This is a genomic window from Streptomyces sp. NBC_00988 (assembly GCF_045162645.1).
Lineage (GTDB): Bacteria > Actinomycetota > Actinomycetes > Streptomycetales > Streptomycetaceae > Streptomyces.
On record NZ_CP108730.1, the window covers coordinates 1,601,438 to 1,626,140 of the forward strand.

22 protein-coding genes are annotated in these 24,703 nt (G+C 71.2%); 9 read left to right on the forward strand and 13 right to left on the reverse strand.

Features of this window, described 5'->3' with window-relative positions:
- The first annotated feature begins 156 nt into the window (after positions 1-156).
- From OG496_RS07455 to OG496_RS07465, 3 genes are all read left to right on the forward strand, one after another.
- A complete protein-coding gene (locus OG496_RS07455) occupies positions 157-1,380 on the forward strand; it encodes a cytochrome P450 (RefSeq protein ID WP_405970111.1) in 1,224 nt (407 codons plus the stop codon).
- A 149-nt stretch (positions 1,381-1,529) separates the two neighbouring features.
- Positions 1,530-2,306, forward strand: a complete 777-nt coding sequence (locus OG496_RS07460) for a polysaccharide deacetylase family protein (protein WP_405970112.1) — start codon at positions 1,530-1,532, stop codon at positions 2,304-2,306.
- Between the two features lie 184 nt (positions 2,307-2,490).
- Entirely contained in the window at positions 2,491-3,150 is a 660-nt protein-coding gene (locus OG496_RS07465; protein WP_405970113.1) for a YceI family protein, read from the forward strand.
- A 102-nt stretch (positions 3,151-3,252) separates the two neighbouring features.
- Here the strand turns inward: OG496_RS07465 and OG496_RS07470 are convergent, their stop codons facing one another.
- Complete coding sequence (locus OG496_RS07470) at positions 3,253-4,860, reverse strand: amidohydrolase (RefSeq protein WP_405970114.1); 1,608 nt, start codon at positions 4,858-4,860, stop codon at positions 3,253-3,255.
- A gap of 360 nt (positions 4,861-5,220) precedes the next feature.
- Here OG496_RS07470 and OG496_RS07475 point away from each other — a divergent pair, with 360 nt between their 5' ends.
- Positions 5,221-8,097: an AAA family ATPase gene (locus tag OG496_RS07475; protein WP_405970115.1), complete on the forward strand. Its 2,877-nt coding sequence runs from the start codon at positions 5,221-5,223 to the stop codon at positions 8,095-8,097.
- Between the two features lie 141 nt (positions 8,098-8,238).
- Positions 8,239-9,861, forward strand: coding sequence for a protease pro-enzyme activation domain-containing protein (locus OG496_RS07480; RefSeq protein ID WP_405970116.1), 1,623 nt, complete (start codon positions 8,239-8,241; stop codon positions 9,859-9,861).
- A gap of 75 nt (positions 9,862-9,936) precedes the next feature.
- On the opposite strand, the gene OG496_RS07485 is transcribed toward OG496_RS07480, so the two are convergent.
- The 11 genes from OG496_RS07485 to paaN all read right to left on the reverse strand — a co-directional run bounded on the left by OG496_RS07485 (position 9,937) and on the right by paaN (position 19,896).
- Positions 9,937-10,704: an enoyl-CoA hydratase/isomerase family protein gene (locus tag OG496_RS07485; protein WP_405970117.1), complete on the reverse strand. Its 768-nt coding sequence runs from the start codon at positions 10,702-10,704 to the stop codon at positions 9,937-9,939.
- A gap of 8 nt (positions 10,705-10,712) precedes the next feature.
- Positions 10,713-11,816, reverse strand: a complete 1,104-nt coding sequence (paaE, locus tag OG496_RS07490; RefSeq protein ID WP_405970118.1) for a 1,2-phenylacetyl-CoA epoxidase subunit PaaE — start codon at positions 11,814-11,816, stop codon at positions 10,713-10,715.
- Positions 11,817-11,859: 43 nt separating this feature from the next.
- Positions 11,860-12,366 carry a 1,2-phenylacetyl-CoA epoxidase subunit PaaD gene (paaD, locus tag OG496_RS07495; RefSeq protein ID WP_405970119.1) on the reverse strand — a complete coding sequence of 169 codons (507 nt, stop codon included), beginning with the start codon at positions 12,364-12,366 and terminating at the stop codon, positions 11,860-11,862.
- A complete protein-coding gene (gene paaC / locus OG496_RS07500) occupies positions 12,360-13,196 on the reverse strand; it encodes a 1,2-phenylacetyl-CoA epoxidase subunit PaaC (RefSeq protein WP_405970120.1) in 837 nt (278 codons plus the stop codon). The genes paaD and paaC overlap by 7 nt, the downstream gene beginning before the upstream one ends.
- A gap of 9 nt (positions 13,197-13,205) precedes the next feature.
- Positions 13,206-13,490, reverse strand: coding sequence for a 1,2-phenylacetyl-CoA epoxidase subunit PaaB (gene paaB, locus OG496_RS07505; protein WP_033278572.1), 285 nt, complete (start codon positions 13,488-13,490; stop codon positions 13,206-13,208).
- A complete protein-coding gene (gene paaA, locus OG496_RS07510; protein WP_405970121.1) occupies positions 13,487-14,497 on the reverse strand; it encodes a 1,2-phenylacetyl-CoA epoxidase subunit PaaA in 1,011 nt (336 codons plus the stop codon). Before paaA ends, paaB begins: the two co-directional genes overlap by 4 nt.
- Positions 14,498-14,600: 103 nt before the next feature.
- On the reverse strand, positions 14,601-15,389 hold the full coding sequence (locus OG496_RS07515; RefSeq protein ID WP_405970122.1) for an enoyl-CoA hydratase/isomerase family protein: 789 nt from the start codon (positions 15,387-15,389) through the stop codon (positions 14,601-14,603).
- Positions 15,386-16,252, reverse strand: coding sequence for a 3-hydroxyacyl-CoA dehydrogenase family protein (locus OG496_RS07520; RefSeq protein ID WP_405970123.1), 867 nt, complete (start codon positions 16,250-16,252; stop codon positions 15,386-15,388). The genes OG496_RS07515 and OG496_RS07520 overlap by 4 nt, the downstream gene beginning before the upstream one ends.
- Positions 16,249-17,001 (reverse strand): enoyl-CoA hydratase/isomerase family protein, encoded by a 753-nt coding sequence (locus OG496_RS07525; RefSeq protein ID WP_399392874.1) that lies wholly within the window; start codon positions 16,999-17,001, stop codon positions 16,249-16,251. The genes OG496_RS07520 and OG496_RS07525 overlap by 4 nt, the downstream gene beginning before the upstream one ends.
- Positions 16,998-18,191 carry a thiolase family protein gene (locus tag OG496_RS07530; RefSeq protein ID WP_405970124.1) on the reverse strand — a complete coding sequence of 398 codons (1,194 nt, stop codon included), beginning with the start codon at positions 18,189-18,191 and terminating at the stop codon, positions 16,998-17,000. Before OG496_RS07530 ends, OG496_RS07525 begins: the two co-directional genes overlap by 4 nt.
- Positions 18,184-19,896 carry a phenylacetic acid degradation protein PaaN gene (gene paaN / locus OG496_RS07535; protein ID WP_405970125.1) on the reverse strand — a complete coding sequence of 571 codons (1,713 nt, stop codon included), beginning with the start codon at positions 19,894-19,896 and terminating at the stop codon, positions 18,184-18,186. The genes OG496_RS07530 and paaN overlap by 8 nt, the downstream gene beginning before the upstream one ends.
- A 94-nt stretch (positions 19,897-19,990) precedes the next feature.
- On the opposite strand from paaN, the gene paaI reads away from it, so the two are divergent.
- From paaI to OG496_RS07555, 4 genes are all read left to right on the forward strand, one after another.
- A complete protein-coding gene (gene paaI, locus OG496_RS07540; protein WP_405970126.1) occupies positions 19,991-20,422 on the forward strand; it encodes a hydroxyphenylacetyl-CoA thioesterase PaaI in 432 nt (143 codons plus the stop codon).
- Positions 20,419-21,783, forward strand: coding sequence for a phenylacetate--CoA ligase PaaK (paaK, locus tag OG496_RS07545; RefSeq protein ID WP_405970127.1), 1,365 nt, complete (start codon positions 20,419-20,421; stop codon positions 21,781-21,783). Before paaI ends, paaK begins: the two co-directional genes overlap by 4 nt.
- A gap of 52 nt (positions 21,784-21,835) precedes the next feature.
- Positions 21,836-22,486 (forward strand): TetR/AcrR family transcriptional regulator, encoded by a 651-nt coding sequence (locus OG496_RS07550; protein WP_405970128.1) that lies wholly within the window; start codon positions 21,836-21,838, stop codon positions 22,484-22,486.
- Between the two features lie 121 nt (positions 22,487-22,607).
- A complete protein-coding gene (locus OG496_RS07555; RefSeq protein WP_405970129.1) occupies positions 22,608-23,396 on the forward strand; it encodes an SAM-dependent methyltransferase in 789 nt (262 codons plus the stop codon).
- On the opposite strand, the gene OG496_RS07560 is transcribed toward OG496_RS07555, so the two are convergent.
- On the reverse strand, positions 23,393-24,688 hold the full coding sequence (locus tag OG496_RS07560) for a lanthionine synthetase LanC family protein (RefSeq protein ID WP_405970130.1): 1,296 nt from the start codon (positions 24,686-24,688) through the stop codon (positions 23,393-23,395). The two genes, OG496_RS07555 and OG496_RS07560, sit on opposite strands and share 4 nt — an antisense overlap.
- Positions 24,689-24,703: the final 15 nt, after the last annotated feature.

A 24,703-nucleotide genomic window follows, 5' to 3' on the forward strand; every position in this document is an offset into this window, starting at 1 on the left:
ACGCACATGCACGCCCTGTATCTCAAGGCGAAGTCCGTCCTCAACATCCGAGGCTCGTACGGACAGTTCTGGTACCTGTACCACCACATCTGACCGGCCCGGCGCGGGGAACCACCGAGCGGCCGGCTCCCCGCGCCCCACGAGGGGACGCTCATCATGACCACCCCGCAGCACCCCGAGGACTTCCTGCACTCCATCCGTACGCGCAGCGCCGCCGAGGACGGGATCTTCTGGGTCGACGACACCCGGCTCGGTGTGTTCGAGCCGGAGGCGGCGCGCCGGGTCAGTGCCACGAACTGGCGCCGGTTCGTCCTGCACGACCGGCTGATCGACATGCTGCTGCGGCGGCGCAGTCCCGAGGTGCGGTGGAGCCAGATCCGTTCCGCGTGGCTCACCCAACTGCACACGCTGGCCACGGCGGAGCACCACGGCAGCCTGATCGACCGCATGGAGCGGATCATCGACGAGCGGCTCGGCGAGGACGTGGACCTGGTGATGCTCACCCAGGACGTGGCGCTGCGGTCCATGCTGCCGGTCGCGCTGTCCGGACTCACCTCCGGCGAGGCCGAACTGGTCCGCCGTGACCTGGAGATGAAGCTGCTGCGGCTCGTCTCGCCCGAGCCGGCCGGGACTTGGCATCATCTGCGGTTCATCGTCGTACAGCTGCGGTCCGGGCTCGTGGTGCGCCGGGTGCTGCGGCAGCGCGCGCACGGGAAGCGGAAGCGTGAGCTGGATCTCGCGGATCCGTTCGTCGACCTGTTGCCCCAACTCGGCATGGACCGCGCGCTGGACGTCGTCACCACTGTCCTCACCGCGATCGGCGGTCCGCCGGGCACCGCCGCCGCGAGTCTGCTGTACGAGTTCGTCCGGCACCCCGAGTGGCAGGAGCAACTCGCCGAGGAACTGGGCGCCGTGGACCCGGTCGAGTTCCGTACGGCTCCGACGCACGCGGCCCCGGTGACGCACCGGTTCGTGAAGGAGGTGCTGCGGCTGTGGAGCCCGCCGTTGCTGCTGGTCCGGCGCAACCAGTTCCCCTTCGACTTCGGCAAGACCCGCCTGGAGCCCGGTGATTGGTATCTGCTGAGCCCGCATCTGATCCACCGTGACGAGCGGGTGTGGAAGCAGCCGGACGTCTTCGACCCGGACCGTTTCCTGCCGGGCGCGCCGCACGGGCCGGCGGACCGTACCTGTTATGTGCCGTTCGGCTGGGCGCCCAAGAAGTGCGTCGGCGCCAGTATCGGGACCGTTCAACTGATGGGCCTGTGCCATCTGTTGTGCACCCGGTACCGGCTGACCGTCGACCACCCCGAGAAGCTCACGATGGCGCTCCGCTTCGCGCCGGTCCCGGAGGACTTCCGCGGGCGTCTCGCGCTGCGGTAGCGAAACCTCTGCGGTGTCCGCTCGTTGAGCCTGCGTCTCGGAACTCCCGCGAAATTGTCCGTGATCCGTAACAGGCGGATCCTCCCCCGCCTTTACGCCGTCCTGACGAGTGCACGGAGTCGATCAAACAGGACGAGGGCAGGGCTGACATGGCGCGGCACGGTGGGCGGGGTTGGTACGGGCGGGTACTCGCGGCGGCGGTCGGGGTGACCGCGGTGGCGGCGGCAACGTCGGTGTGGACCGCGCAGGCCGGTGTCGTCGACAGGCAGGGCGCCGGGGCCTCGCATCCCTCCGCCGCCAGTTCGGCCCCCGCCCGGGCCACCGTCTCGGAGGAGATCGTGCACGCCTCCGACAAGGGCGCCCACGCCGTCAACATCACCATCGACGACGGCCCGGACCCGACCTGGACGCCGCAGGTGCTCCAAGTGCTCAAGGAGTACGGGGTGAAGGCCACCTTCTGCATGATCGGCCCCGAGGCCGAGGCCCACCCCGATCTGGTCAGGGCGGTCGTGGCGGCCGGGCACCGGCTGTGCGACCACACGGTGTCGCACGACACCACGATGGACAAGAAGTCCGAGGCCTACCAGTCGCAGGAGATCCTGAACGCCGCGAGCATGATCACCAAGGCGTCGGGGGGCGTACGACCGCAGTACTACCGTGCGCCGGGCGGCGCCTTCACGCCGTACAGCCGGCACCTCGCCGCCTCGCAGGGGATGCGTCCGCTGGGCTGGAACGTCGACTCCAAGGACTTCGAACTCCCGGGCACGGACGCCATCATCGCCACCGTCAAGAGCGAACTGCCCAACGGGCCGACGATCCTGTTCCACGACGCCGGCGGCGACCGCTCGGAGACCGTGGCCGCGCTGCGCGAGATCCTGCCGTGGCTGAAGCAGCAGGGTTATTCGTTCGGATTCCCCGTGCGCTGAACGGTGGCGTGCCGAACAGTGCGCTGAATTGGCGTTCGCTGTTCTTCAGGTGACGAGCATGTGTGGGAAATGTGTAACGGCCCGCGAGGTGGCGGTATTTAACCGTGTCAGTGCCGATTCGCGCTGTCGGCGCCGCACAGCGAAGGCTTGCGGCGACTTCAGGCGTGCAGTAACTACGTGACACATGAACCTGTTCAACCGCGCTGCGCCCCTCCGCCGCTCGGCACCCCCCGCCATCCCGAAACGCCCGGCCGCCCCACCGGCCTCCGCCCCCTCCGGCCTGCCCGATCCCGCCCTAGCCGCGCTGACCGGAGAGTGGATGATCGACCCCGCGCACAGCCGGATCGGCTTCTCCGTCCGGCACGCGATGGTGACGACCGTGCGCGGGTCTTTCGCCGAATACAAGAGCCGGCTCTACTTCGACGGCCGCAACCCCGCCCGTTCGCAGGCCGAGATCGTGGTGTCCACCGGCAGCGTCGACACCGGCGTGGAACAACGCGACGGCCACTTGGTCGGCCGTGACTTCCTGGACACCGCCACCTTCCCGCGGATGCGGTTCGCCAGTACCGCGGTGCAAATGGCGGGCAACGATGTCTACCGCATGCTCGGCGATCTCACCATCAAGGACGTCAGTCGTCCCGTCGTCCTGGAACTCACCTATATCGGCCATGTCACCGACCCGTTCGGCGTCGAGCGCGTCGGCTTCGACGGCACCACCACCATCGACCGTTCCGACTGGGGCCTGACCTACAACTCCCGGCTGGCCGAGGGGGGCGCGATGGTGAGCGAGAAGGTGCGGCTCCAGTTCGACATCGCGGCGATCCGTACGATGCCGGCCGCCTGACAAAACGTTTGCTCGCCCGGACGCCGTGTCGCTGCGTGCCGGGCGAGTCGTATGTTCCCCATCGTTTCCAGTCGTCTCTCGTCGTTCCGGCGTGCGGTCTCCCTACCGGGTGACGAGACGGCCGCCGACGATCGTGTGGACGGGGTTCAGGTCGCGCAGGGCTTCGCTCGGGCAGTGGGCGGGGTCCTGGTCCCAGACGGTGAGGTCGGCGAGGCGGCCCGGTGCGAGGGTGCCCCGCAGATCCTGATCGCCGCACAGGCGGGCCGCGTTGACGGTGTGCAGGGTGAGCGCCTCGTCGTAGGTGATGGCGTGTTCGGGGCCCTTGACGCCGATGACGGTCTGGCGGGTGGTCATGCCGTAGACGGAGCGCATCGCGCCGAACTGGCCGACGGGGAAGTCGGATCCGGCGCTGACCTGCGCGCCCAGGTCGATCCAGCCGCGGGCCGGGAAGAGCCGGGCGACGCGTTCCGGGCCCCAGAAGCCCTCCTCCACCTCGGCGGTGTCGTGCAGCAGGGGCTGCTGGATGGTGACGGGGATGCCCAACTCGACGGCGCGGGCGCGCTGTTCGGGACCGGCGAGGCCGCCGTGCTCCATCACCAGCGCGCCGGCGGGCAGGCCGGGGTTGCGGGCGAGGACGCGCTCGTAGACGTCCAGGAGGGTGCGGACCGCGCGGTCGCCGTAGGCGTGGGTGCCGACCCGCCAGCCGCGCCGGACCACGGCCTCGACGGCCTCGACCAGCGCGTCGGGCTCCCAGATCAGCGTCCCGGAAAAGGCGTGGTCGCAGGCGTACGGCTCCTCGGTGGCGCCGGCTTCGAGGCCGCCGTCGAGGCCGAACTTCACGCCCCACACCCGCAGCCACGGGTCGGAGCCGTCACGCCAGTCCTCCATGACGTCGAGCAGGTCCTCCACCTGGGCCGCGCTGGTCATGCCGAGCGCTGAAATCAGGGCGCGGACACGGGTGTTGAGCGCGCCGGCCTCGCGGGCGGCCAGGAGGACGGCGTAGTCCTCGGCGGTGACGGCGCAGTCCCGGACGGTACCGATGCCGGTGGCGGCGTACTGGGCGGACGCCAGGCGCAGTCCATCGATGCGCCGGGCGCGGTCCGGTGCCGGGACCAGGCGCTCCACCAGGCCCAGCGCGTTGTCCACCAGCCGGCCGTTGAGCCGGCCGTCGGCGTCGCGGCCGATGACACCGCCCGGCGGTACGGGGGTGTCCTCGGTGATGCCCGCCAGGCGCAGCGCGTAGCTGTTGACGATGTCGTTGTGGCCGCCGCGCTTGACGAGGACGGGGTGCCGGTCGGTGGCCCGGTCGAGTTCGGCCGCGGTGGGCATGCGGCGCTCGGCGAGGTTGAGTTCCTGCCAGTTGGTGGTGGTGCGGATCCACTCGCCCTCGGGGGTCACCTTCGCCCGTTGCCGGATCAGGTCGAGGAACTCGGGGATGTCGTGGGCCTGGTGGACGGGCACGTCGTGCGCGCCGAGCGCCGCGTAGATCAGGTGCGTGTGGGTGTCGTCGAACGCGGGCAGCACGGTGGCGCCGGGCAGGTCGTGGACCGTCGTGCGCTCGCCCAGGAGGTGGTCGAGTCCGTTCGGGTCGGGCGAGAGGGCCACTATGCGGTCGCCCCGCACGGCCAGCGCCCGCTGCGGCGCCTGTCCGGGCACCCGTGTGTGGATCGCGTTCGCCCGGATCACCAGATCGGCTCCGTGATCAGTCATCGTTCTCTCCCACTTCCTCGCGACATCCACTGACCAGGCTTTTGTACGGCTGGATAGCTGGTTCGCACATATTTGGCGACCTTGTGCGCAGGAAATAGGTCAGTACTGGGGCTCTCGATCGAGATCGTGCGCCAAATGATCGGCAAGATGTACTGCCGGATCCCGGCCGCAGCTCCTTCACCGACCGGCAACACACCGACCGTCATTGACAAGCCGATTCCGTACCGGTTGTCATGAACACATGCCGAAATATCCGGGGCCCCGTCACACCCGCCTCACCCGCCTCACTCGCCGATCCACCTGCCCCGCCCTCGGCTCCGGTTGTGCTCCGTCCCTGGACTCGCCGTGGGAGTACGGTCATTGACCGGCCGCCGCGAGCTGCTCGACACTGCCCGGGCCGAGTTGACGATCCGTCACGGAGTACTTCTCCACGGCCCCGCAGGCATCGGCAAGTCCGTACTGGTCGCCGCCCTCGTGGCGTCCTCAGCTGCTCAAGTCCAGCCTGCCGGAACGGTGTTGCACTGCTCCCCCGCCGAGGAGGACGCCCGGCTCCCGTTCGCCGGTCTCGTGGACCTGTTCGCACGGGTGCCGGAGAGTTGCCTGGCGGCCCTGGCGCCCGAACCCCAAGTGGCCTTGCGGGCAGCCCTGTTGCGCGGCGGGACACCGGACGGCGACCGGGACCGGCTCGCGATCCGCGTCGCCGTTCTCGACGTGCTGCGCGCCCTCGCCAACACCGGCCCCGTGCTGCTGGTCCTCGACGGTCTCCAGTGGCTCGACGCACCGAGCGCCGAGGTGATCGCCTTCGCGGTACGACGCGTCGAGGGCCTCGACGTACAGGTGATCGCTGCCGAGCGGGTGTCCGAGGGCGAGCAGCCCGAGCGGCCGCACTGCTGCCCACCCGGCACCGTCGAACTGCCCGTGCCACCCCTGACGGACGACGAGGTGGCGCAGCTCCTCCCCACCGACCTGCCGCCGGCGGTACTGCGGGCCGTCCAGGACACCGCCGCCGGAAACCCTTGGTACGCACGGGAGTTGGGGCGGGCGGCCCCGCGTGACGGAGCGGCCGTCGGTCTGGGCCGGACGCTTCCCGTACCCCGACGCTTGCGCACCCTGCTCCTGGAACAGGTGCGCGCGCTGCCCGAATCCGCGCGCAGCACCCTCCTCGTCACGAGTGCCGCCGCCCGCCCCACGCTCACGCTGCTGCGCGCCGCCGGATTGCACGACCCCGCCGCGGACCTCGCGGAGGCGGAGCGGCTCGGGGTCGCGACGGCCGACGCCGACGGGACCGTACGCTTCCGGCATCCGCTGATCCGGGCCGCCGTCTACGCCGACGCTGCGGAACACGAGCGCCGACAGGCACACGCGCTGCTGGCCGGTGCGGTCACCGAACCCGTGGAGCACGCACGGCACTTGGCGCTCGCCCACCCGTACGAGGACGAGACCACGGCCCGCACGCTGACGTCCGCGGCCGAGTGTGCCCGTCGCGACGGCGCGCCCGACGCCGCCTTCGAACTGGCCGGGCTCGCGGCCCGGCGCACACCCGGCGACCGTCCGGTGGAGCGCGCCGACCGGCTGTTGGCGGCGGCCGAATACGCCTGTGACGCGGGGCAGTTGGAGGAGGCGGGGCAGGCGGCCGAGACCGTGCTCGCCGGGTCGGGCTCCGCACGGCAGCGGGTGCGGGCGCGGCTGGTCCTGCTGCGCAACGCCGGGCAAGCGTTGAAGGGTGCGCACGCCCTGATCGAGGAGGGGCTCCGGGACGCCGACGGTGATCCGGAGGCCGAGGCGTGGCTGCACCACTGGGCGGCCGTACGGGGCCTGCTGTGCGGGGAGTTGGAGGACGCGGCCCGGCATGCCCGGCGGTCCGCGCGGCAGGCGGCCGTGGTCGGCGACACGGAGACCCGGATCGGGGCGCTAGCCACGCTCGCCCGGGTGCGTTCCCTGGGCGGCGAACCGGTCGCCGCCGACGCCGCGTTGGAGGAGGCTCTCGCGCTCGCCGGTGGCGCCGGCGCGGGACCGGAGAGCTGGGGGCTGATCCGGATGCGGGCGATCCTCGCCCTGGACTCCGACAAGGTCACCGAGGCCCGGGAACGGGTCACCGAACTCCTCGCGGAGATCGGGGAGTTCGCCGGGGTCGAGGAGGTCATGGCGACCCTGGTGGCCCTCACCCGGATCCAAGTACGCGCCGGGCACTGCCGGGAGGCCCTGGACACCGCCGCCCGCTGCACACGTGCCGTGGCCGAGACCGGCGTACAGGCTGCTCCGGCGCTGTACGCGGCGGCGCTCGCGGCGACCGCGGGCGGGACCGCCGACGAGGCGCGGCGGCTCGCCGGGCAGGCGGTGCGGGCCTCGGAGGCGGACGGCGACCGGCTGTTCCTGCTCCGCGCGTTGGCGGTGCTGGGGCAGGCCGAGTTGCTCGCCGGTGACCCGCGCGGGGCCGCCGCCGCGGTCGAGGCGCTGCAGCGCGTCAAGGAACTCGGCGCGGCCATGTCCGCCGCCGATCCGCCCCTGCTGCACTGGTACAGCGACCTGGCCGAGGCCCTGGTCGTGCTGGGCGAGACGGACGCGGCCGGTGCCGTGATCGACGAGGCCCGGAGGCGGGTGTCCGTCGACGCGCCCGGAAGCGTACTGGCGGCCTTGGAACGGGCCGAAGGGCTGCGCGAAGCGGGCCTCGGCCGGGCGAAGGAAGGGGCGGTGCGGCTGCGGACCGCCGTCGACCGGTTGCGTCAACTCCCGTTGCCCATAGACCTGGTACGCACGCTCATCGCACTCGGCGCGGTCGAACGCCGGGCCCGTCACCGGAACGCGGCACGCACCGCTCTCGGCGAGGCATGGGAGACGGCGACGCGGATCGGCGCCGTTCCGCTGGCGGCGCGGGCCGGGGACGAACTGGCCCGGCTGGAGGCCGGTGACCGGGACGGTGAGGGGCGGCCCGAACTCACCCCCACGGAAGCACGGGTGGCCGAACTGGTAGGCGGCGGAGCCACCAACCGGGAAGTCGCAGCCGAGCTGTTCATCAGCGTGAAGACGGTCGAGGGCACGCTGTCGCGGGTCTACCGCAAGGTCGGGGTCCGCTCACGGACCGCGCTCGCCCACGCCATGGCGGTCGCCGTCATCGCGTCCGGCGCGGCGACCGTGAGCGTCGGCGACGACGACCAACAGCAGCTCACCACACCGGCGGTGACGATCAGTCAGCCTGGCCGGGTCCGTAGTCCGAGGACACTCGACAACCGCCGTTGACCTGTCATTCACGGTTCACATGACATCCGCAGTTAACACGCGACGCAAGGGTTCCCCCGCTTATGCGGGTGGGGTCGATGTTCCTACGGTGAAGCAGTTCCGCTTCCGGGACAGCAACCCCCCACTCCTCGGAGGACCTCAGTGACGTCACGACTGAAACTGGTCGGTCTGGTCGCCGTACCGGCTCTGCTCGCCGCCGCCGTCCCCAGCGCCTACGCCGCCGCCCAGCCGCACACGACTCGCGCCGCCATCGCGGGAGATGTCCTCAAGGGCCTGAACCACGACGCGGCCCGCACCGGCGCCGTCTCCGCCGCCAAGCACATATCGGTGGCCATCAGCCTGACCCCGAGAAACAACAAGGGCCTCGACACCTTCATCGCCAACGTCAGTAATCCGCGGTCGAGTTCGTACGGCCACTATCTGACGAAGGCCCAGTTCGCGGCCCGGTTCGGCCGGACCGACGCCGAGGTGAAGCAGGTCAAGGAGTACCTGCGCGCCCAGGGTCTCACCGTCGGCAAGGTCCACTCGGGGAATCTGCTGGTCGACGCCAGCGGCACCGCCGCGCAGTTGGAGAAGGCGTTCGGCACCAAGCTGTCGACGTGGAAGGACGCCAAGTCGGGCCGCGCGTTCTACGCCAACGAGACCGCGCCGACCCTGCCGACCGGCATCGCCGGCCTGGTCAGCGACGTGACCGGCCTCAACAACCGCGCCCAGCTGCACCACCAGGCCACCGACACCGTCGCCCCGCGCAACGGTCCCGGCGGCGGCTACACCCCGGCGCAGCTCAAGGGCGGCTACAACGTCTCCGGTACGTACACCGGCAGCGGCCAGAAGATCGCGCTGCTGGAGTTCGACGGCTTCGCGCAGTCCAACATCACCAAGTACGACACCAACTACAGCCTGGGCTCGCCCACTCCGACCGTGTCGAAGGTGGACGGCGGTTCCGGCGCGCTCGGTGACGGTCAGGTCGAGGTCGAGCTGGACATCGAGGTCCTGCACGCCATCGCCCCCAAGGCGAACGTCACCGTCTTCGAGGGCCCCAACTCCGACGCCGGCGAGGTCGACACCTACCAGGCCATCGTCGACAGCGGCATCCCGACCACCTCGATCAGCTGGGGCGCGTCCGAGAGCCAGCGCACCACCTCCAACATCAACGCCGTGGACGCCGTCTTCAAGGCGGGCGCGGCCGAGGGCCTCGGCTTCTACGCCGCGTCGGGCGACGACGGTTCGGACGACGCGGGCGACGGCACGACCACGGTCGACTACCCGGCCTCCGACCCGTACGTCACCGGCGTCGGCGGCACCAAGCTGACCGTCACCTCCGCCAACGCGTTCAGCAAGGAGGTGGCCTGGTCCGGCGGTGGCGGCGGCAAGTCCTCCGTCTTCAAGATCCCGAGCTGGCAGACCGCGGTGCAGAAGACCGCGGGCGGCGGCTACCGCCAGGTGCCCGACGTCTCGGCGCATGCCAACCCCAGCCCCGGCGTCTCGATCTACTCGCAGGGCACCTGGACCTCGGTCGGCGGCACCAGCGCCGCCGCGCCCGAGTGGGCCGCGTTCGGCGCGCTCTACAACCAGCAGGCCGCGGCGGCCGGCAAGGCCAACCTGGGCTTCGCCAACCCCGCGCTCTACACGGCGAGCGGCACCGGCTTCCACGACATCACCAGCGGCAGCAACGGCGCCTACTCCGCCGCCACCGGCTGGGACTTCACCACCGGCTGGGGCTCGTACAACGCCGCGACCCTGGCCACCAAGCTGCTCGGCTGACCGCCTGTGGCTGAACACCGATGAATGAAGCGCGGGCCGGGAGTGATTCCCGGCCCGCGCTTCACATCGCCTGAATCACCTGAACTTGGCTTTGCCGGGGCCCTCTTCGACGAAGCTCCGCATCCCCCGCTCACGGTCCTCGGTCGCGAACAGCCCCGCGAACCACGTCCGTTCGACCGCCAGCCCGGTCTCGATGTCCGTCTCCAACCCGGTGTCGATCGCTTCCTTCGCGGCACGCAACGCGATCGCCGGCCCCTGCGCCAACTTCGCCGCCCACGCATGCGCTTCCGTGTACACATCGGCAGCAGGCACCAACCGGTCCACCAGCCCCAGCGCCAACGCCTCGTCCGCCTTGACCATACGGCCCGTGAAGATCAGGTCCTTCGCCTTCGACGGACCGATCAGACGCGCCAACCGCTGCGTGCCACCCGCCCCCGGAATCAACCCCAGCAGGATCTCCGGCTGACCGAGCTTCGCGTTGTCGGCGGCGATCCGGAAGTCCGCGCACAATGCCAACTCGCAACCCCCGCCCAGCGCATAGCCCGTGATCGCCGCCACGACCGGCTTCGGGATACGGGCCACCGCCGTGAACGACTCCTGCAACGCCCGCGCCCGAACGACCATCCCCGCATGGTCCATCCGCTGCATCTCCTTGATGTCCGCACCCGCGGCGAACACCTTCTCCCCGCCGTAGACCACCACGGCCCGCACATCGTCGCGACGCGAGGCCTCCTCGGCGAGTGCGCGCAGGCCGTCCTGCGTCTCCGTGTCCAGAGCGTTCATCGGCGGGCGGTCGAGGCGGATCGTGCCGACGCCCTCGGCGACCTCGAAGTGAAGTGTCATGGCCGGCCTCAGCTGTCGTAGTCGACGGCGAGGGTGTCGGACACGGGGAAGGTCTGGCAGGTGAGGACGTAACCGGCGTCGACCTCGGCGGGTTCGAGGGCGTAGTTGCGCCGCATGTCCGCGGTGCCGTCGGTGACCAGCGCGCGGCAGGTGCCGCAGACGCCGCCCTTGCAGGCGAAGGGCAGGTCGGGGCGGGTCTTCTGGGCGCCGTCGAGGATCGAACTGTCCTTGTGCAAGGCCGAGTTGGTGGTGCGGCCGTCGAGCGTGACGCTCACCTGGCTGACGGGGCCGTCGTAGGCCTTGTCGATGTGTTCGTTGGTCCGTACGGGCTCGTCGTCGGCGTAGAACAGCTCCTGGTGGACGCGTTCGACGGGGACGCCGAGGCCGGTGAGGACCTGTTGGGCGTCGCGGACCATGCCGTGCGGGCCGCACAGCCACCAGTGGTCGGCGGTCTCCACGTCCACGAGGGCGTCGACGAGCGCGCTGAGCCGGTCGGCGTCGAGGCGGCCGGAGAGGATCTCCGCCTCGCGCGGTTCGCGGGACAGGATGTGCGCGAGCTGGAAACGGCCGGGGTACAGGTCCTTCAGGTCGGCCAGGTCGTCGGCGAACATCACGGTGGCGCTGCGCCGGTTGCCGTAGAAGAGCGTGACGCGGGAGCGGGTGTCGGCGGCGAGGACGGATTCCGCGATGGAGAGCATCGGGGTGATTCCGGAGCCGGCGGCGATCAGGACGTGGTGGCCGGGGCTGGTCAGGTCGGGGGTGAAGGCGCCGGTGGGGGCCATCACCTCGACGGTGTCCCCGGGGCGTACGTCGTTGACCAGCCAGGAGGAGAACAGGCCGCCGGGGACGACCCGTACGCCGATGCGCGGGCGCGCTCCCGCCGGGGAGCAGATCGAGTACGAGCGCCGCTCGTCGCGTCCCTCGACCTCGCGGCGGAGCGTGAGCGACTGGCCGGGCCGGTACGCGAACTCCTCGGCGAGATGCTCGGGGATGTCGAAGCTGATGGCGGCGGCGTCCTCGCACAGCGACTCGACGGCGGCGACCCGCAGCGCGTGGAAGGCCGGGCGCCGGCGCGCCGGGCGGGCGGGGGTGGTGGGGGCCGGGGCGGTCACTGGTCCACCGTCCTTTCCACGAGCGGGAGTTGGGGGCGCGCCATCAGATCTCCTTGACGTACTCGAACGGCTCGCGACAGGCGCGGCACCGCCACAGGGCTTTGCAGGAGGTCGCGGCGAAGTGCGAGGTCTCCTCGGTGTCGTCCGCTCCGCAGCGGGGGCAGGGCACCGTGCGGCGGGTCGGCGACAGCGTGAGCTTGATCGGACCGCGAGGGGCGGCACCGGGCGGGGCGATGCCGTGCTCGGCGAGGCTGCGGCGGCCCTCGGGGGTGATCCAGTCGGTGGTCCACGGCGGGTCGAGGACCGTACGGATCTCCACACGTGCGAACCCGGCGTCCCGCAGCCGCGCGGCCACTTCGGCGCGCATCTCGGCCATGGCGGGGCAGCCGGAGTAGGTGGGCGTCAGGCTCGCCACGACCGTGCCGTCCGCGTCGATCTCCACTCCGCGCAGCACCCCGAGGTCGGCGAGGGTGAGCATGGGCATCTCGGGATCCGGAACCTGTGCGGCGATGTTCCAGGCGCGTCGCGAGTCGATCAGGGTGGTCACCATGTCGCCTCCGGGTGGGCGCGGGCCACGCTCTGGAGTTCGGCCAGCAGTGGGGCCAAGTGGTCGGTGTGGTCACCGTCGCGGCCGTGTCCGGGGACCGGTGCCGCGTCGGGGAGGGCTAGTCCGGCGGCCTCCGTGACCTGGCGGAGCACTGCCAGGACCTCGGTCCTCAACTCGTCATCCCCCGCGAAGAGTTCGTCCACGTACGGGGCGATGCCGGCGAACGCGTCCCGCATCCGCCGCTGCGACTCCTCCGTGCCGTCGCCCAGCCGGACGACCCACTCGGCGGCGTACTGGCGGTGGTACGCGAGCTCCTTGACGCCCTTGGCGGCGATGGCGGCGAGCACCGGGTCCGAGGTCGTGCCGGCGAGCCGCTCGAAGAGGGCGAGCCGCCAGGAGGACAGCACCAGCAGCCGGGTGACCGAGAACGCGAAGTCTCCGTTGGGGAGTTCGGCCAGCCGTACGTTGCGGAAGGCGTCGGCGTCGCGGAAGTAGGCGTACGCGTCCTCGTCGCGTCCGGTGCCGTCGACCTGGCCGGCACGCGCGTAGAGCAGGCGGGTCTGGCCGAGGAGATCGAGCCCGATGTTGGCCAGGGCCACCTCCTCCTCCAACTCCGGTGCGGCCGTGCACCATTGGGCCAGCCGCTGCGCGCTCACGAGTGCGTCGTCGCCAAGTGCCAGGCAGAACGCGGCCAGTTGAGCGGAGTCCGTCCCCTCCGGCACGGTCTGGTCGACGCCGTGCAGCGGGTCCTCGAAGCCGGTGCCGAACGCCCAGCGGGCGTCGCTGTCGTCGTGACCCTCGGCCAGGGACAGATAGACGTGGTCGTCACTCATTCCCTGCTCCTAGATGTGGGGGACGTCTTCGGGGATGTCGTAGAAGGTCGGGTGGCGGTAGACCTTGTCGGCGCTCGGCGCGAAGAACGGGTCCTTCTCGTCGCGGGTCGAGGCGGCGATGTGCTCGGAGCGCACGACCCAGATGGACACACCTTCGTTGCGCCGCGTGTAGAGGTCGCGGGCGTGGGTGAGCGCCATGGCGTCGTCGGCGGCGTGCAGCGAGCCGACGTGGACGTGGTTCAGGCCGCGCTTCCCGCGGACGAACACCTCGTACAGGGGCCAGTCCTGCGTCATGCCGCCGCTCCTTCGGATTTCTGCGTACGGGCCGTTTCCTGTGTACGGGCGGCCTGCTTGGCCGCGTAGGCGGTGGCCGCCTCCCGGACCCAGGCGCCCTCCTCGTGGGCGGCCCGGCGGCGGGAGACCCGCTCGGCGTTGCGCGGTCCGTCGCCGCTGATCACGCGCTGCAACTCGGACCAGTCCGGGGTGCCGAAGTCGTGGTGACCACGTTCCTCGTTCCACACCAACTCCGGGTCGGGCAGGGTGACTCCGAGCTTCTCCGCCTGCGGGACGGTCATGTCGACGAAGCGCTGACGCAGTTCGTCGTTGCTGTGCCGCTTGATCTTCCAGGCCATGGAACGCGCCGAGTTGGGCGAGTCGTCGTCGGGCGGGCCGAACATCATCAGCGACGGCCACCACCAACGGTCCACGGCGTCCTGGACCATGGCCCGCTGCCCGTCCGTGCCGCGCATCATCGTGAGCAGCAACTCGTAGCCCTGGCGCTGATGGAAGGACTCCTCCTTGCACACCCGCACCATGGCCCGCGCGTACGGCCCGTACGAACAGCGGCACAGCGGCACCTGGTTGCAGATCGCCGCGCCGTCCACGAACCAGCCGATCACGCCGACGTCGGCGAAGGTCGGCGTCGGGTAGTTGAAGATCGACGAGTACTTCTGCCGGCCCTCGATCAGCGCCTCGGTCAGCTCCGCGCGGTCCGCGCCCAGGGTCTCGGCGGCCGAGTAGAGATACAGTCCGTGTCCGGCCTCGTCCTGCACCTTCGCGAAGAGGATCGCCTTGCGGCGCAGGGAGGGCGCGCGGGTGATCCAGTCGCCCTCCGGCTGCATCCCGATGATCTCGGAGTGCGCGTGCTGCGCGATCTGCCGGATCAGGGTCCTGCGATAGCCGTCGGGCATCCAGTCGCGGGGCTCGATCCGCTGGTCCTTCGCGATCGTGGCATCGAACTGCTCCGAGAGCCGCGCTTCGTCCCAGCCGGCGGCTGACGCCTCCGTGCCTGTGCTGGTCATCGACACACCAACTTCCCTACCGACCATTCGTTCGGTACCTAGTCTGATGGGTTTCCCCCGGCGAGGCAAGACCTGCCGAGTGAATGACTGGTCACCAGCCCTCTCACCGGCCCTCGAACGACGGCTCCGCCCGAGCCAGAAACGCCGCTACGGCCGCCCGATGGCCCCTCGTGGCACCCAGCCGCTCCTGCGCCGCCGCCTCCCGCTCCAGCACGGCGGCGAGGCTCGCGCCGGGCGCGTCCCGCAGCAGCGCCTTCACCTCCGCGTACGCGACGGTGGGCCCGGCGGCCAGCCGCCTGGCCAGGGCCAGCCCCTCCGCCATGGCGTCCCCGTCCGGCACGACCCGGTGCACCAGCCCCCACCGCAGCGCGTCCTCCGCTCCGAACCGGTCCCCGAGCAGCATCAGCGCGGCAGCGCGCGACGGACCCACCGCCTGCGCCAGTGAGCCACTCAGCCCGCTGTCAGCGGCCAGCCCGATCCCGGTGAACGCGGTGGCGAACCGTGCCCCCTCCGCCGCGACCCGCACATCCGCACAGAGCGCCAGCCCGAGCCCGGCCCCGACACACGCGCCCTCGACGGCCACGACCACCGGCTGGGTCAGCGCGTGCAGCGCCTCCACGAGGGGGTTGTACTCGTTCCGCACGCAGGCGAAGGCCGACTCGGGTTCGGTCTCCAGCGCGCGGGCGTGCTCCTTGAGGTCCTGTCCCACGCAGAAGTGCTTGCCCCGCCCGGTGAGCAGGACGGCACGGACCGCGTCCCCGTCATCGCGCACCTGGCGTACGGCGGCCAACAGCCCACTCCGCAGGGCGACATCGAGCGCGGGCCCGCGCAACTCGATGGTGGCGACACCGGCGTCCAGGCGGTAGCCGACGCCGTCCGCAGACTCGCTCACTTCCACTCGTAGAACCCCTGTCCCGTCTTTCGGCCCAGCTCACCGCGTGCGACCTTGTCGCGCAACAGCTGTGGCGGTGCGAAGCGCTCGCCGAGGGTGGAGTGCAGGTACTCGGAGATGGCCAGGCGTACGTCGAGACCGACCAGGTCGGTGAGCCGCAACGGCCCCATGGGGTGCTTGTAGCCGAGGCTCATCGCGTCGTCGATCGCCTCCGGCGCGGCGACGCCCTCCTCGACCATGCGGATCGCCTCCAGACCGAGCGCCAGTCCGAGGCGGCTGCTGGCGAAGCCGGGCGAGTCCTTGACGGTCACGTCCTTCTTGCCGAGGGCGTGCGTCCAGTCGAGGGCGGCGCTGACGACGGCGGCCTCGGTGTGCGGGGCTACGACGATCTCGACCAGCGCGGAGGCGGGCACGGGGTTGAAGAAGTGCATGCCGAGGAAACGGCCGGGCCGGGTGAGTACGGAGGCGAGTTCGGTGACCGAGAGGGAGCTGGTGTTGGTGGCCAGCACGGTCGTAGCGCCCACCGTCTGCTCGGCCGCCGCGAGCACACGGGCCTTGAGCCCGGCGTCCTCGGGGACGGCCTCGACGACCAGATCGGCGTCGGCGGGCAGCCCGTCGACCGAGTCCGCCATGGTGACGCGGGCGAGCACCTGCTCGGCGGGTTCGTTGAGCAGGCCGCGCTCGGCTGCCCGCTTGAGGCCGGTGGCAACCCGGTCCAGCGCGGCGGCCGAAGCCGCTTCGCCGCTCTCCACGACGGTCACGGACGAACCGGCTGCCGCGAAGGACTGCGCGATCCCGGCGCCCATCCGGCCGCCGCCGATCACGCCGACAACTGCGGGCGCTGAGTGGGGTGTTGGGCTCATGCTCGGCTGCTCCTCTTCTCCAAGAAACGTGTCATACGGTCCCTCTTGTCCTGCCCCTCGAAGAGCACGGCCTGCGCGAGGTCGTCGGCGACCGGGTGGGCGCCTGGCGAGTCGACGACGAGCTTGGTGAGCCTCAGGGCCGTAGCCGACGAACGGGCCATGCGGTCGAGCAGCGCGTGTGCCTCGTCGAGCAGCTTCTCCGCCGGTACGACGTCGATGACCAGCCCTGCCGCCAGTGCCGCCGCCGCATCGAGATTCCGCCCGGCGAGCAGCACCTGCTTGGCGATGGACTCGCCGACCAGCTCGGGCAGCCGCCAGCAGGCACCGGCCGCCGCGAGGATGCCGAGCCCGGGCTCCGGGTTGCCGAAGACGGCGTCCGGTCCGGCGATACGGAGGTCGCAGGCGTACGACAGTTCCGCGCCGCCGCCCAGCGCCCAGCCGTCCACCGCGGCGAGGGTCGGCATCGGCAGTCGGCGTACGCGCTCGAAGAGGCGGCTGTTGATGCCCTGCAGGGCTTGGTCCCGTCCGCGTGCCAGCAGCTCGGCGATGTCGGCGCCGCCCGCGAAGACCCCGCCGTGTCCGGTGAGCAGGAGCAGCTTGGGGTTCTGCTCCAACTGGTCGCAGACGGCGTGCAGTTCGCGGATCATCTGGCCGCTGATGGCGTTGCGGGCCTCAGGGCGGTGCAGGGTGACGACGACGCGGTCCTCGCGCTCCTCGACGAGCAGCGTCTCGTAGGCGCCGGTGCTCATACCCGCTCCACAAGCATCGCCACGCCCTGCCCGACCCCGACGCACAGCGTGGCCAGACCCCGGCTGCCGTTCTCGCGCTCCAGGCGGCCGAGCAGGGTGAGTAGGATCCGGGCGCCGGAGCAGCCGAGAGGATGGCCGAGGGCGATCGCTCCGCCGTCGGCGTTGACCTTCTCCTCGTCCAGCTTGAGGCGGCGCGTGACCGCGAGGGCCTGGGCGGCGAAGGCCTCGTTCAGTTCTACGGCGTCCAGGTCACCGGTCTGCCAACCCGCGCGGGCGAGGGCCTTCTCGGTGGCGGGGACCGGGCCGAGGCCCATGATGTGGGGCTGCACCCCGGCCGAGGCCGACGTGACGATCCGCGCCCTCGGGGTGAGTCCGTGGCGTCGGACGGCTGCGCCGCTCGCGACCACCAGGGCGGCGGCGCCGTCGGACAGCGGTGAGGAGGAGCCGGCGGTGACGATGCCGCCCTCGCGGAAGATGGTGCGTAGGGAACCGAGCTTCTCCAGCGTGGTGCCGGGGCGCGGACCCTCGTCCCGCGTCAGCTCGCCGTCCTTGACCGTGACCGGCACGATCTCCCGGTCGAAGCGGCCCGACTCCTGGGCGGCGACGGCCCGTTGGTGGCTGCGCAGCGCGAACGCGTCGGACTCGGCGCGGGTGATGCCGTCGAGCGCGGCGACCTCCTCGGCCGTCTCCCCCATCGTCAGGGTCTGCTGGGCGGCGAAGCGCGGATTGGTGAAACGCCAGCCGAGCGAGGTGTCGTGCACCTCCCCCGGCTTGGCCCACGGGGTGCCGGGCTTGGCCATCACCCAGGGCGCGCGGGTCATGGACTCCACGCCGCCCGCGACGACGAGGTCCGCCTCTCCGGCGCGTATGGCCTGGGCGGCCGAGGCGACGGCGGTCAGGCCCGAGGCGCAGAGCCGGTTGACGGTGTAACCGGGCACGGTGTGCGGCAACCCGGCCAGCAGGACGGCCATGCGGGCCACGTCGCGGTTGTCCTCGCCGGCCTGGTTGGCGGCGCCGAGGATCACCTCGTCGACCTCCTCGGTCGGGATTCCGGCGCGCCGGACCGCCTCGCCGACGACCAGCGCCGCGAGGTCGTCGGGTCGTACGGAGGCGAGGGCACCGCCGTAGCGGCCCTGCGGGGTGCGGGCCCCGTCGATCAGGTAGACCTCGTCGGAGGACGGCTCAGGCATCGGTGGTCTCCTCGGCGGGTGCGGGCCGGCGTGACTGCAGGGTCGCGAAGCGGCCGGTGACGAACGCGGGGTCGGACAGGGTGGCACTGGCGGCCGGGTTGGCGGCGCTGCCGTGGAAGTCGCTGAACGCGGCGGACTGGTTGACGAAGACGCCGCCGGTGAGGTTCTCGGAGAGGTGCACGCCCGCGTCCAGGGCCGTCAACTCGGCCGCGTCCAGCACCAGTTCGCTGGTGGAGTGGACGGCGGCGGTCAGCGCACCGTGCGCCCGCACCGTCTCGCGCAGGATCCGCAGGCTGTGCTCGGTGGAGTCGGTGCCGATGACGAACGACACCGGCCCGAACCACTCCCGGGTGTACGTCTCCCGGTCGTCCTCGGCATCGAGGCGTGCGATCAGGGGCGTACGTACGACGGCTTTCGGGTGCTCGGGGTGTTCGACGGGCGCCGAGGCGCGCACCGTACGACCGACCGTGGCGGCCTGCTCCAAACGGTCCCGCACGCCGTCGTTGACGATCGCGCCGAGGGTGCCGGCGGCGCGGGCGGGGTCGCCGAGCAGTCTGTCGAGGGCTGCGCCGAGGTCGGCGGCGAACTCGTCGGCGCTGCGCGGGCCTTGGTCGGTGGTGATGCCGTCGCGCGGGATCAGGAGGTTCTGCGGGGTGGTGCACATCTGGCCGCTGTAGAGGGCCAGCGAGAAGGCGAGGTTGCCGAGCAGGCCGCGGTAGTCGTCGGTGGAATCCAGGACGACGGTGTTGAGACCGGCCTTCTCCGTGTACACGAGGGCCTGGCGGGCGTTGGTCTCCAGCCAGTCACCGAACTCAGTCGAGCCGGTGAAGTCGATGATCCGGACGTCGGGGTGCAGTGCGAGGACGGCGGCGCTACGGCCCCCGGGCTCCTCGGCGGCGAGGATCACGACGTTCGGGTCGAAGCCCGCCTCGGCCAGTACCTCGCGGGCGATCCGAACGGTGATCGCAAGGGGCAGGACGGCGCCCGGGTGCGGCTTGACCACGACCGGGTTGCCGGTGACCAGGCTGGCGAACAGGCCCGGGTAGCCGTTCCAGGTCGGGAAGGTGTTGCAGGCGATCAGCAGCGAGACCCCGCGGCCGACCGGGGTGAACTTCTTGTCCAGGACCTGCGGGCCGCCCTTGCGCTGCGGCTTGCTCCAGCGGGCCGTGCCCGGGTGCCGCTTCTGCTCGGTCCAGGCGTACGCGACGGCCTCAAGTCCGCGGTCCTGGGCGTGCGGGCCGCCCGCCTGGAACGCCATGACGAAGGCCTGGCCGGTGGTGTGCTGCACGGCGTGCGCGATCTCGAAGCTCGCCGCGTTCAGCCGGGCGAGGATCTCGGCGGCGACTCCGGCGCGGGTGTCGGGGCCCGCGGCGCGCCAGGGCCCGGTGGCGGCCAGGGCGGCGGCCACCGCCTCGTCCGGCGCGACGCGGGGGTAGGAGATGCCCAGCTCGAAGCCGTACGGAGAGGTCTCGGCGGCCTGGACGCGCCCGTCGCCGGGATGCCCCGCCAGCTCGAAGGACCCGCCGAGCTGCTCCTCGAAGGCGGCTTCGCCGATCTTGGCCGCGTCCTCGCCGTAGACCGACTTGCTGGGCGACTCCGGATACGGCGTCCAGTGGTCGCGGGTGGCGGTCGCGGCGACCGCCTGTTCCAGCAGGGCGCGATGGCGGGAGAAGAAGTCGGGCAGCTCGGAGCTGGTCTGGGGCATGCGTTCCACCTCTTGACAGGCAGTGGTGTTGCTGGATTACTTGGCCGTGACGCACGCTAACCGAATGTTCGGTCGGTCCACAAGGTGGTGGAAAATGACGCAGGCCGCTGACACGGCCTCCGGTCCGACGGCGAGGATGTTCGCCGCGGACGAGGCGTCCCGGGCTCTCGGGATAGAGCTCGTCGAGCACGGCGAAGGGACCGCCGTGCTCCGTATGACCGTGACCCCGGCCATGGTCAACGGACACAAGACCGCTCACGGCGGCTATCTGTTCCTGTTCGCGGACTCGGCCTTCGCCTGTGCCTGCAACAGCCACGGCCCGGTGACCGTGGCCGCCGCGGCCGACATCGACTTCGTCGCCCCGGCGCACGAGGGCGACGTCCTGGTGGCGACGGCGACGGAGCGCACCCGGTTCGGCCGCAGCGGCATCTACGACGTGAGCGTGGTGCGCGGCGACCAGGTGATCGCGGAGTTCCGCGGCCGCAGCCGCACGATCAACAGCGCGAAGACGAAGGAGTCTCCATGAGCAGCGACCTGACAGCCCCGGCGGCCCCACCGGCTTCGCCGCCCGTGAGTCCGCGCCTCGGGGAGCCGCTCCCCGACGGGTTGCTGGACGCCGCCGAACGCCTGAGCCGCGAGGAGCTGCGCGAGCACCAACTCGGCCTGCTCCAGGCCACGTTGAGGCATGCCTACGACAACGTGGAGTTGTACCGCAGGAAGTTCGACGAGGCCGGCGTCAAACCCGACGACTGCCGCACCCTCGACGACCTGGCCCGGTTCCCCTTCACCACCAAGGCCGACCTGCGCGACACGTACCCCTTCGGCATGTTCGCCGTCCCCATGGACCAGGTCCGCCGTATCCACGCCTCCAGCGGCACCACCGGCCGCCCCACGGTCGTCGGCTATACAGAGAACGACATTTCCATGTGGGCCGACGTGGTGGCCCGCTCGATCCGCGCGGCCGGTGGCCGGCCCGGCCACAAGATCCATGTGTCGTACGGCTATGGGTTGTTCACCGGCGGCCTGGGCGCCCACTATGGTGCCGAGCGCGCGGGCTGCACCGTGATCCCCGCCTCCGGTGGCATGACCGCCCGCCAGGTGCAGATCATCCAGGACTTCAAGCCCGAGATCATCATGGTCACCCCGTCGTACATGCTCACCCTCCTCGACGAGTTCGAGCGCCAGGGCGTCGACCCGCGCACCAGCTCCCTCAAGGTGGGCATCTTCGGCGCCGAGCCGTGGACGGAGGAGATGCGCCGCGAGATCGAGGAGCGCATGGACATCCACGCGGTCGACATCTACGGCCTGTCGGAGGTGATCGGCCCGGGTGTCGCGCAGGAGTGCGTGGAGACCAAGGACGGCCTGCACGTGTGGGAGGACCACTTCTACCCGGAGATCGTCGACCCGATCTCCGACGAGGTGCTGCCCGACGGCGACAGCGGCGAGCTGGTCTTCACGTCCCTCACCAAGGAGGCGCTGCCGATCATCCGCTACCGCACCCGCGACCTGACCCGGCTCCTCCCCGGCACGGCCCGCCCGGCCTTCCGGCGCATCGAGAAGATCACCGGCCGCTGCGACGACATGATCATCCTGCGCGGGGTGAACGTCTTCCCCAGCCAGATCGAGGAGATCCTGCTGCGCACCCCGGCCGTCGCCCCGCACTTCACGATCCAGCTCAGCCGGCGCGGCCGCATGGACCACATGACGGTCCGCGCCGAGGCCCGCCCCGGTGCCACTCCCGAGCAGCGGGACGCCGCAGCGGCAGCGATCGGCAAGGGTGTCAAGGACGGCGTGGGCGTGACCGTGGCGGTGGAGATCGTCGATCCGGAGACCCTGGAGCGCTCGGTGGGCAAGATCCGCCGGGTCAAGGATCTGCGGGACCAGTGACCTCCGAGGCCGTTCCGCCCGGCCCGGTCGCCGGCCTTGTCACAATGGACCCGTGACCAGGACACCTGTGCAGAACCCGGCCGGCCGCCACGGCCGTCCCGCCTACGACCGCGACTCGCTGCTGGAGGTCGCCGTCGTGGTCTTCAACGAACGCGGCTACGACGGCACCGGCATGGAGGAACTGGCCAGGCGCCTGGGCCTCAGCAAGTCGAGCATCTACCACCATGTGTCCGGCAAGGAGGAGCTCCTCGAACTCGCGGTCAACCGCGCCCTGGACGCCCTCTTCGCCGTCCTCGACGAGGAGGCCGGGGACCAGGAGGGGGCTGGCGGAGCCCCGGACACGACCGCGACCGCCACTGCCCGGATGAAGCGCATCATCCACCGCAGCGTCGAGGTGCTGGCCGCCGAACTGCCGTACGTCACCTTGCTGTTGCGGCTGCACGGCAACAGCGAGGTGGAGCAGCGGGCACTGGCCCGGCGCCGTGAATTCGACCACCGGGTGGCCGAGTTGATGACGCGGGCGGCGGCCGAGGGCGGCATACGGGCGGACATCGACCCGCACCTCGCCAGCCGGCTGCTGTTCGGCACCGTCAACTCCCTCGTGGAGTGGTACCGCCCGGACCGCGACCTGACCGTGGAAACGCTGGCCGACGCCCTGACGACCATCCTCTTCGACGGCCTGCACGGACGCGCGGCGAGCTGACGGGAGCGGCGAGCCCCAACTCCCCTCCCCCACAAGCCACATGAAGCACGGCGAGTACGATGATCGGAAGCCTGCCCCACCCCTTCCGCCCACCCTTCTCACCTGCCGCGATGGAGTTGCCATGACGACCGACCCCCAGCCGTCACCGCAGATCGACACCGGCAAGGCACACCCCGCGCGGGTCTACGACTGGCTGCTGGGCGGCAAGGACAACTACCCGGTCGACGAGGCCGTAGGGGAGAAGCTGCCGCCCGAGGCGAAGGACGCGGCGCGGCAGAACCGGGAGTTCATGCACCGTGCGGCGACCTGGCTCGCCGGGGAGGGCATCGACCAGTTCCTGGACATCGGCACGGGCATCCCGACCGCGCCCAACCTGCACCAGATCGTCCAGCGGACCGTGCCGACGGCGAAGGTCGTCTACACCGACTACGACCCGATCGTCCTGCGTCACGCCGAGGCGCTGCTGATCAGCCACGCCGACGGGGTCACCGACTACATCCAGGCCGACGTGCGCGAGCCGGAGCTCATCGTCGAACACGCCCGCCACGTCCTGGACTTCACCCGCCCGATCGCCCTCTCGCTGATCGCGTTGATGCACTTCATCCCGGACGAGCAGGACGCCCACGGCATCGTCCGCAACCTCGTCGCGACCCTGCCGTCCGGCAGCTACCTGGTCCTGTCCCACGCGGCGTCCGACCTGTACCCCGAACTCGCCGCCCAGGTCACCGCGGAGTACGCCAAGGGCGGCATCAAGCTCGGCTTCCGCACCCGCCCGGAGGTGGCCCGCTTCTTCGACGACCTCGAACTGGTGCCGCCCGGCCTGGTGACGGCGACGGAGTGGAATCCGCCGGCGTCGGAGGAGGCTCCGGAAGGCAGCGGGATCTACGCGGCGGTGGCGCGGATCCGCTAGCGGCGGCCCGTGTCCTGGGCGTGCACCGGAGGCTGGTCCGGCCACGCGAACGCGTAGCGCGGATCGCCTCCTCGGCCGAGCCGTACGAAGCGCAGGAGTTCGCGGACGATGCCCGCGTTGCCCATCGCCCACCCCGTGAAGGGTTCGAGGTCGCTCGGGGTGGCCCGCTGTTCGACGTTGGACCAGCGGGCGCCGTCGTTGTCCCGGATCGCGCGGGCGGCCAGGTCAGCGACGAGGACGTGGGCGAAGTCGTACGGGTCCTGCCGCTCCTGCGGTTCCTTCTGTTCGGCGAGTCGGTCGCAGGCCAGGGCGAGGACGCCCGCGGTGCCGCAGCAGCGGCCGTTGTTGTCCCAGAAGCGGGGGCGCAGCCGCTGGGGCAGGCCGGAGTGGGTGACCGTGTGCCAGCAGCGGTCGGTGAGGGCGGACCAGGCGGGGTCGGCCGTGATGTCCCGCAGGAGCCGGAAGACCTGGGCGTCACCGGCCGGGCCGTGGCACCAGCCGTAGCTGACGGGCTCGACCACGTCGGGGCGGTACGGCGGGGTGGAGTGCCGGACCAGGAAGCCTTCCGGTCCCGCCTCGTCGCGCGACACGACGTCCGCTGCACCGGCCAGCGCCAGCTCGACCAGGTCCGCGCGGCCGGTGGCCTCGCCGACCGTGGCGAGTCCCACGACGATGCCGAGTGTGCCGTGCGAGATGTGGTGCAGACGCGCCTCGATGCCCGTGCGGTGGGGCCAGTGGACGCCCGCCGGAGTCCGCTCCGCCGTCCGCAGGTACGGCTCCACGGCGAGGACGGCGAGTTCGGGGTCGCCGGCCAGGAGGGCGCCGAGGCCGATCCCCGAGTTGCCGCCCATCAGCTCGAACAGCTCGCCCCAGCGGGTCCCGTCGAAGCGTGACCGCACGAGGTCCAGCGCGCGGTCTGCGGCGGCACCGGCGGCCGCGTCCCCGAGTTCTTCGTGCAGGGTCCGCAGGACGAGGGCCACTCCGGTGCGGCCGAAGTAGAGGGAGTCGTCTTCGATGCCGTCGACGGAATCCGCGAGACCGAGGCCCGCGCGCAGGGCCGCGTCGGCGTAGGAGTCGTCACCGAAGTGCCGCCACGCCTCCAGAAGCACGGGGACGTTCCCGGCCGTACCGCTGTAGAGGGACGGGTTCGGCTCGTCGTCCGAGGGCTTCCCCGACCAGGCGAGGCCTCCTCCGGAGGTCTCTCGCGCCGCCTCGATCAGCCAGCGCAGCCCGTCCACCGCGAGTTCCTCGACCTCGTCCACCGCCACGACCGTGGCTTCTGGTGCCGTCATGCGCCCACTCTCGCA

Bases quoted from the DNA above. Each gene is read 5' to 3' on its own strand.
- OG496_RS07455 (WP_405970111.1), top strand. From the start codon at position 157: ATGACCACCCCGCAGCACCCCGAGGACTTCCTGCACTCCATCCGTACG.
- paaI (WP_405970126.1), top strand. From the start codon at position 19,991: ATGACGCAGGCCGCTGACACGGCCTCCGGTCCGACGGCGAGGATGTTC.
- OG496_RS07560 (WP_405970130.1), bottom strand. From the start codon at position 24,688: ATGACGGCACCAGAAGCCACGGTCGTGGCGGTGGACGAGGTCGAGGAA.
- OG496_RS07525 (WP_399392874.1), bottom strand. From the start codon at position 17,001: ATGAGCACCGGCGCCTACGAGACGCTGCTCGTCGAGGAGCGCGAGGAC.
- paaK (WP_405970127.1), top strand. From the start codon at position 20,419: ATGAGCAGCGACCTGACAGCCCCGGCGGCCCCACCGGCTTCGCCGCCC.
- paaD (WP_405970119.1), bottom strand. From the start codon at position 12,366: ATGGTGACCACCCTGATCGACTCGCGACGCGCCTGGAACATCGCCGCA.
- OG496_RS07530 (WP_405970124.1), bottom strand. From the start codon at position 18,191: ATGCCTGAGCCGTCCTCCGACGAGGTCTACCTGATCGACGGGGCCCGC.
- OG496_RS07465 (WP_405970113.1), top strand. From the start codon at position 2,491: ATGAACCTGTTCAACCGCGCTGCGCCCCTCCGCCGCTCGGCACCCCCC.
- OG496_RS07485 (WP_405970117.1), bottom strand. From the start codon at position 10,704: ATGACACTTCACTTCGAGGTCGCCGAGGGCGTCGGCACGATCCGCCTC.
- OG496_RS07460 (WP_405970112.1), top strand. From the start codon at position 1,530: ATGGCGCGGCACGGTGGGCGGGGTTGGTACGGGCGGGTACTCGCGGCG.
- paaB (WP_033278572.1), bottom strand. From the start codon at position 13,490: ATGACGCAGGACTGGCCCCTGTACGAGGTGTTCGTCCGCGGGAAGCGC.
- OG496_RS07470 (WP_405970114.1), bottom strand. From the start codon at position 4,860: ATGACTGATCACGGAGCCGATCTGGTGATCCGGGCGAACGCGATCCAC.
- OG496_RS07555 (WP_405970129.1), top strand. From the start codon at position 22,608: ATGACGACCGACCCCCAGCCGTCACCGCAGATCGACACCGGCAAGGCA.
- paaC (WP_405970120.1), bottom strand. From the start codon at position 13,196: ATGAGTGACGACCACGTCTATCTGTCCCTGGCCGAGGGTCACGACGAC.
- OG496_RS07520 (WP_405970123.1), bottom strand. From the start codon at position 16,252: ATGAGCCCAACACCCCACTCAGCGCCCGCAGTTGTCGGCGTGATCGGC.
- paaA (WP_405970121.1), bottom strand. From the start codon at position 14,497: ATGACCAGCACAGGCACGGAGGCGTCAGCCGCCGGCTGGGACGAAGCG.
- paaN (WP_405970125.1), bottom strand. From the start codon at position 19,896: ATGCCCCAGACCAGCTCCGAGCTGCCCGACTTCTTCTCCCGCCATCGC.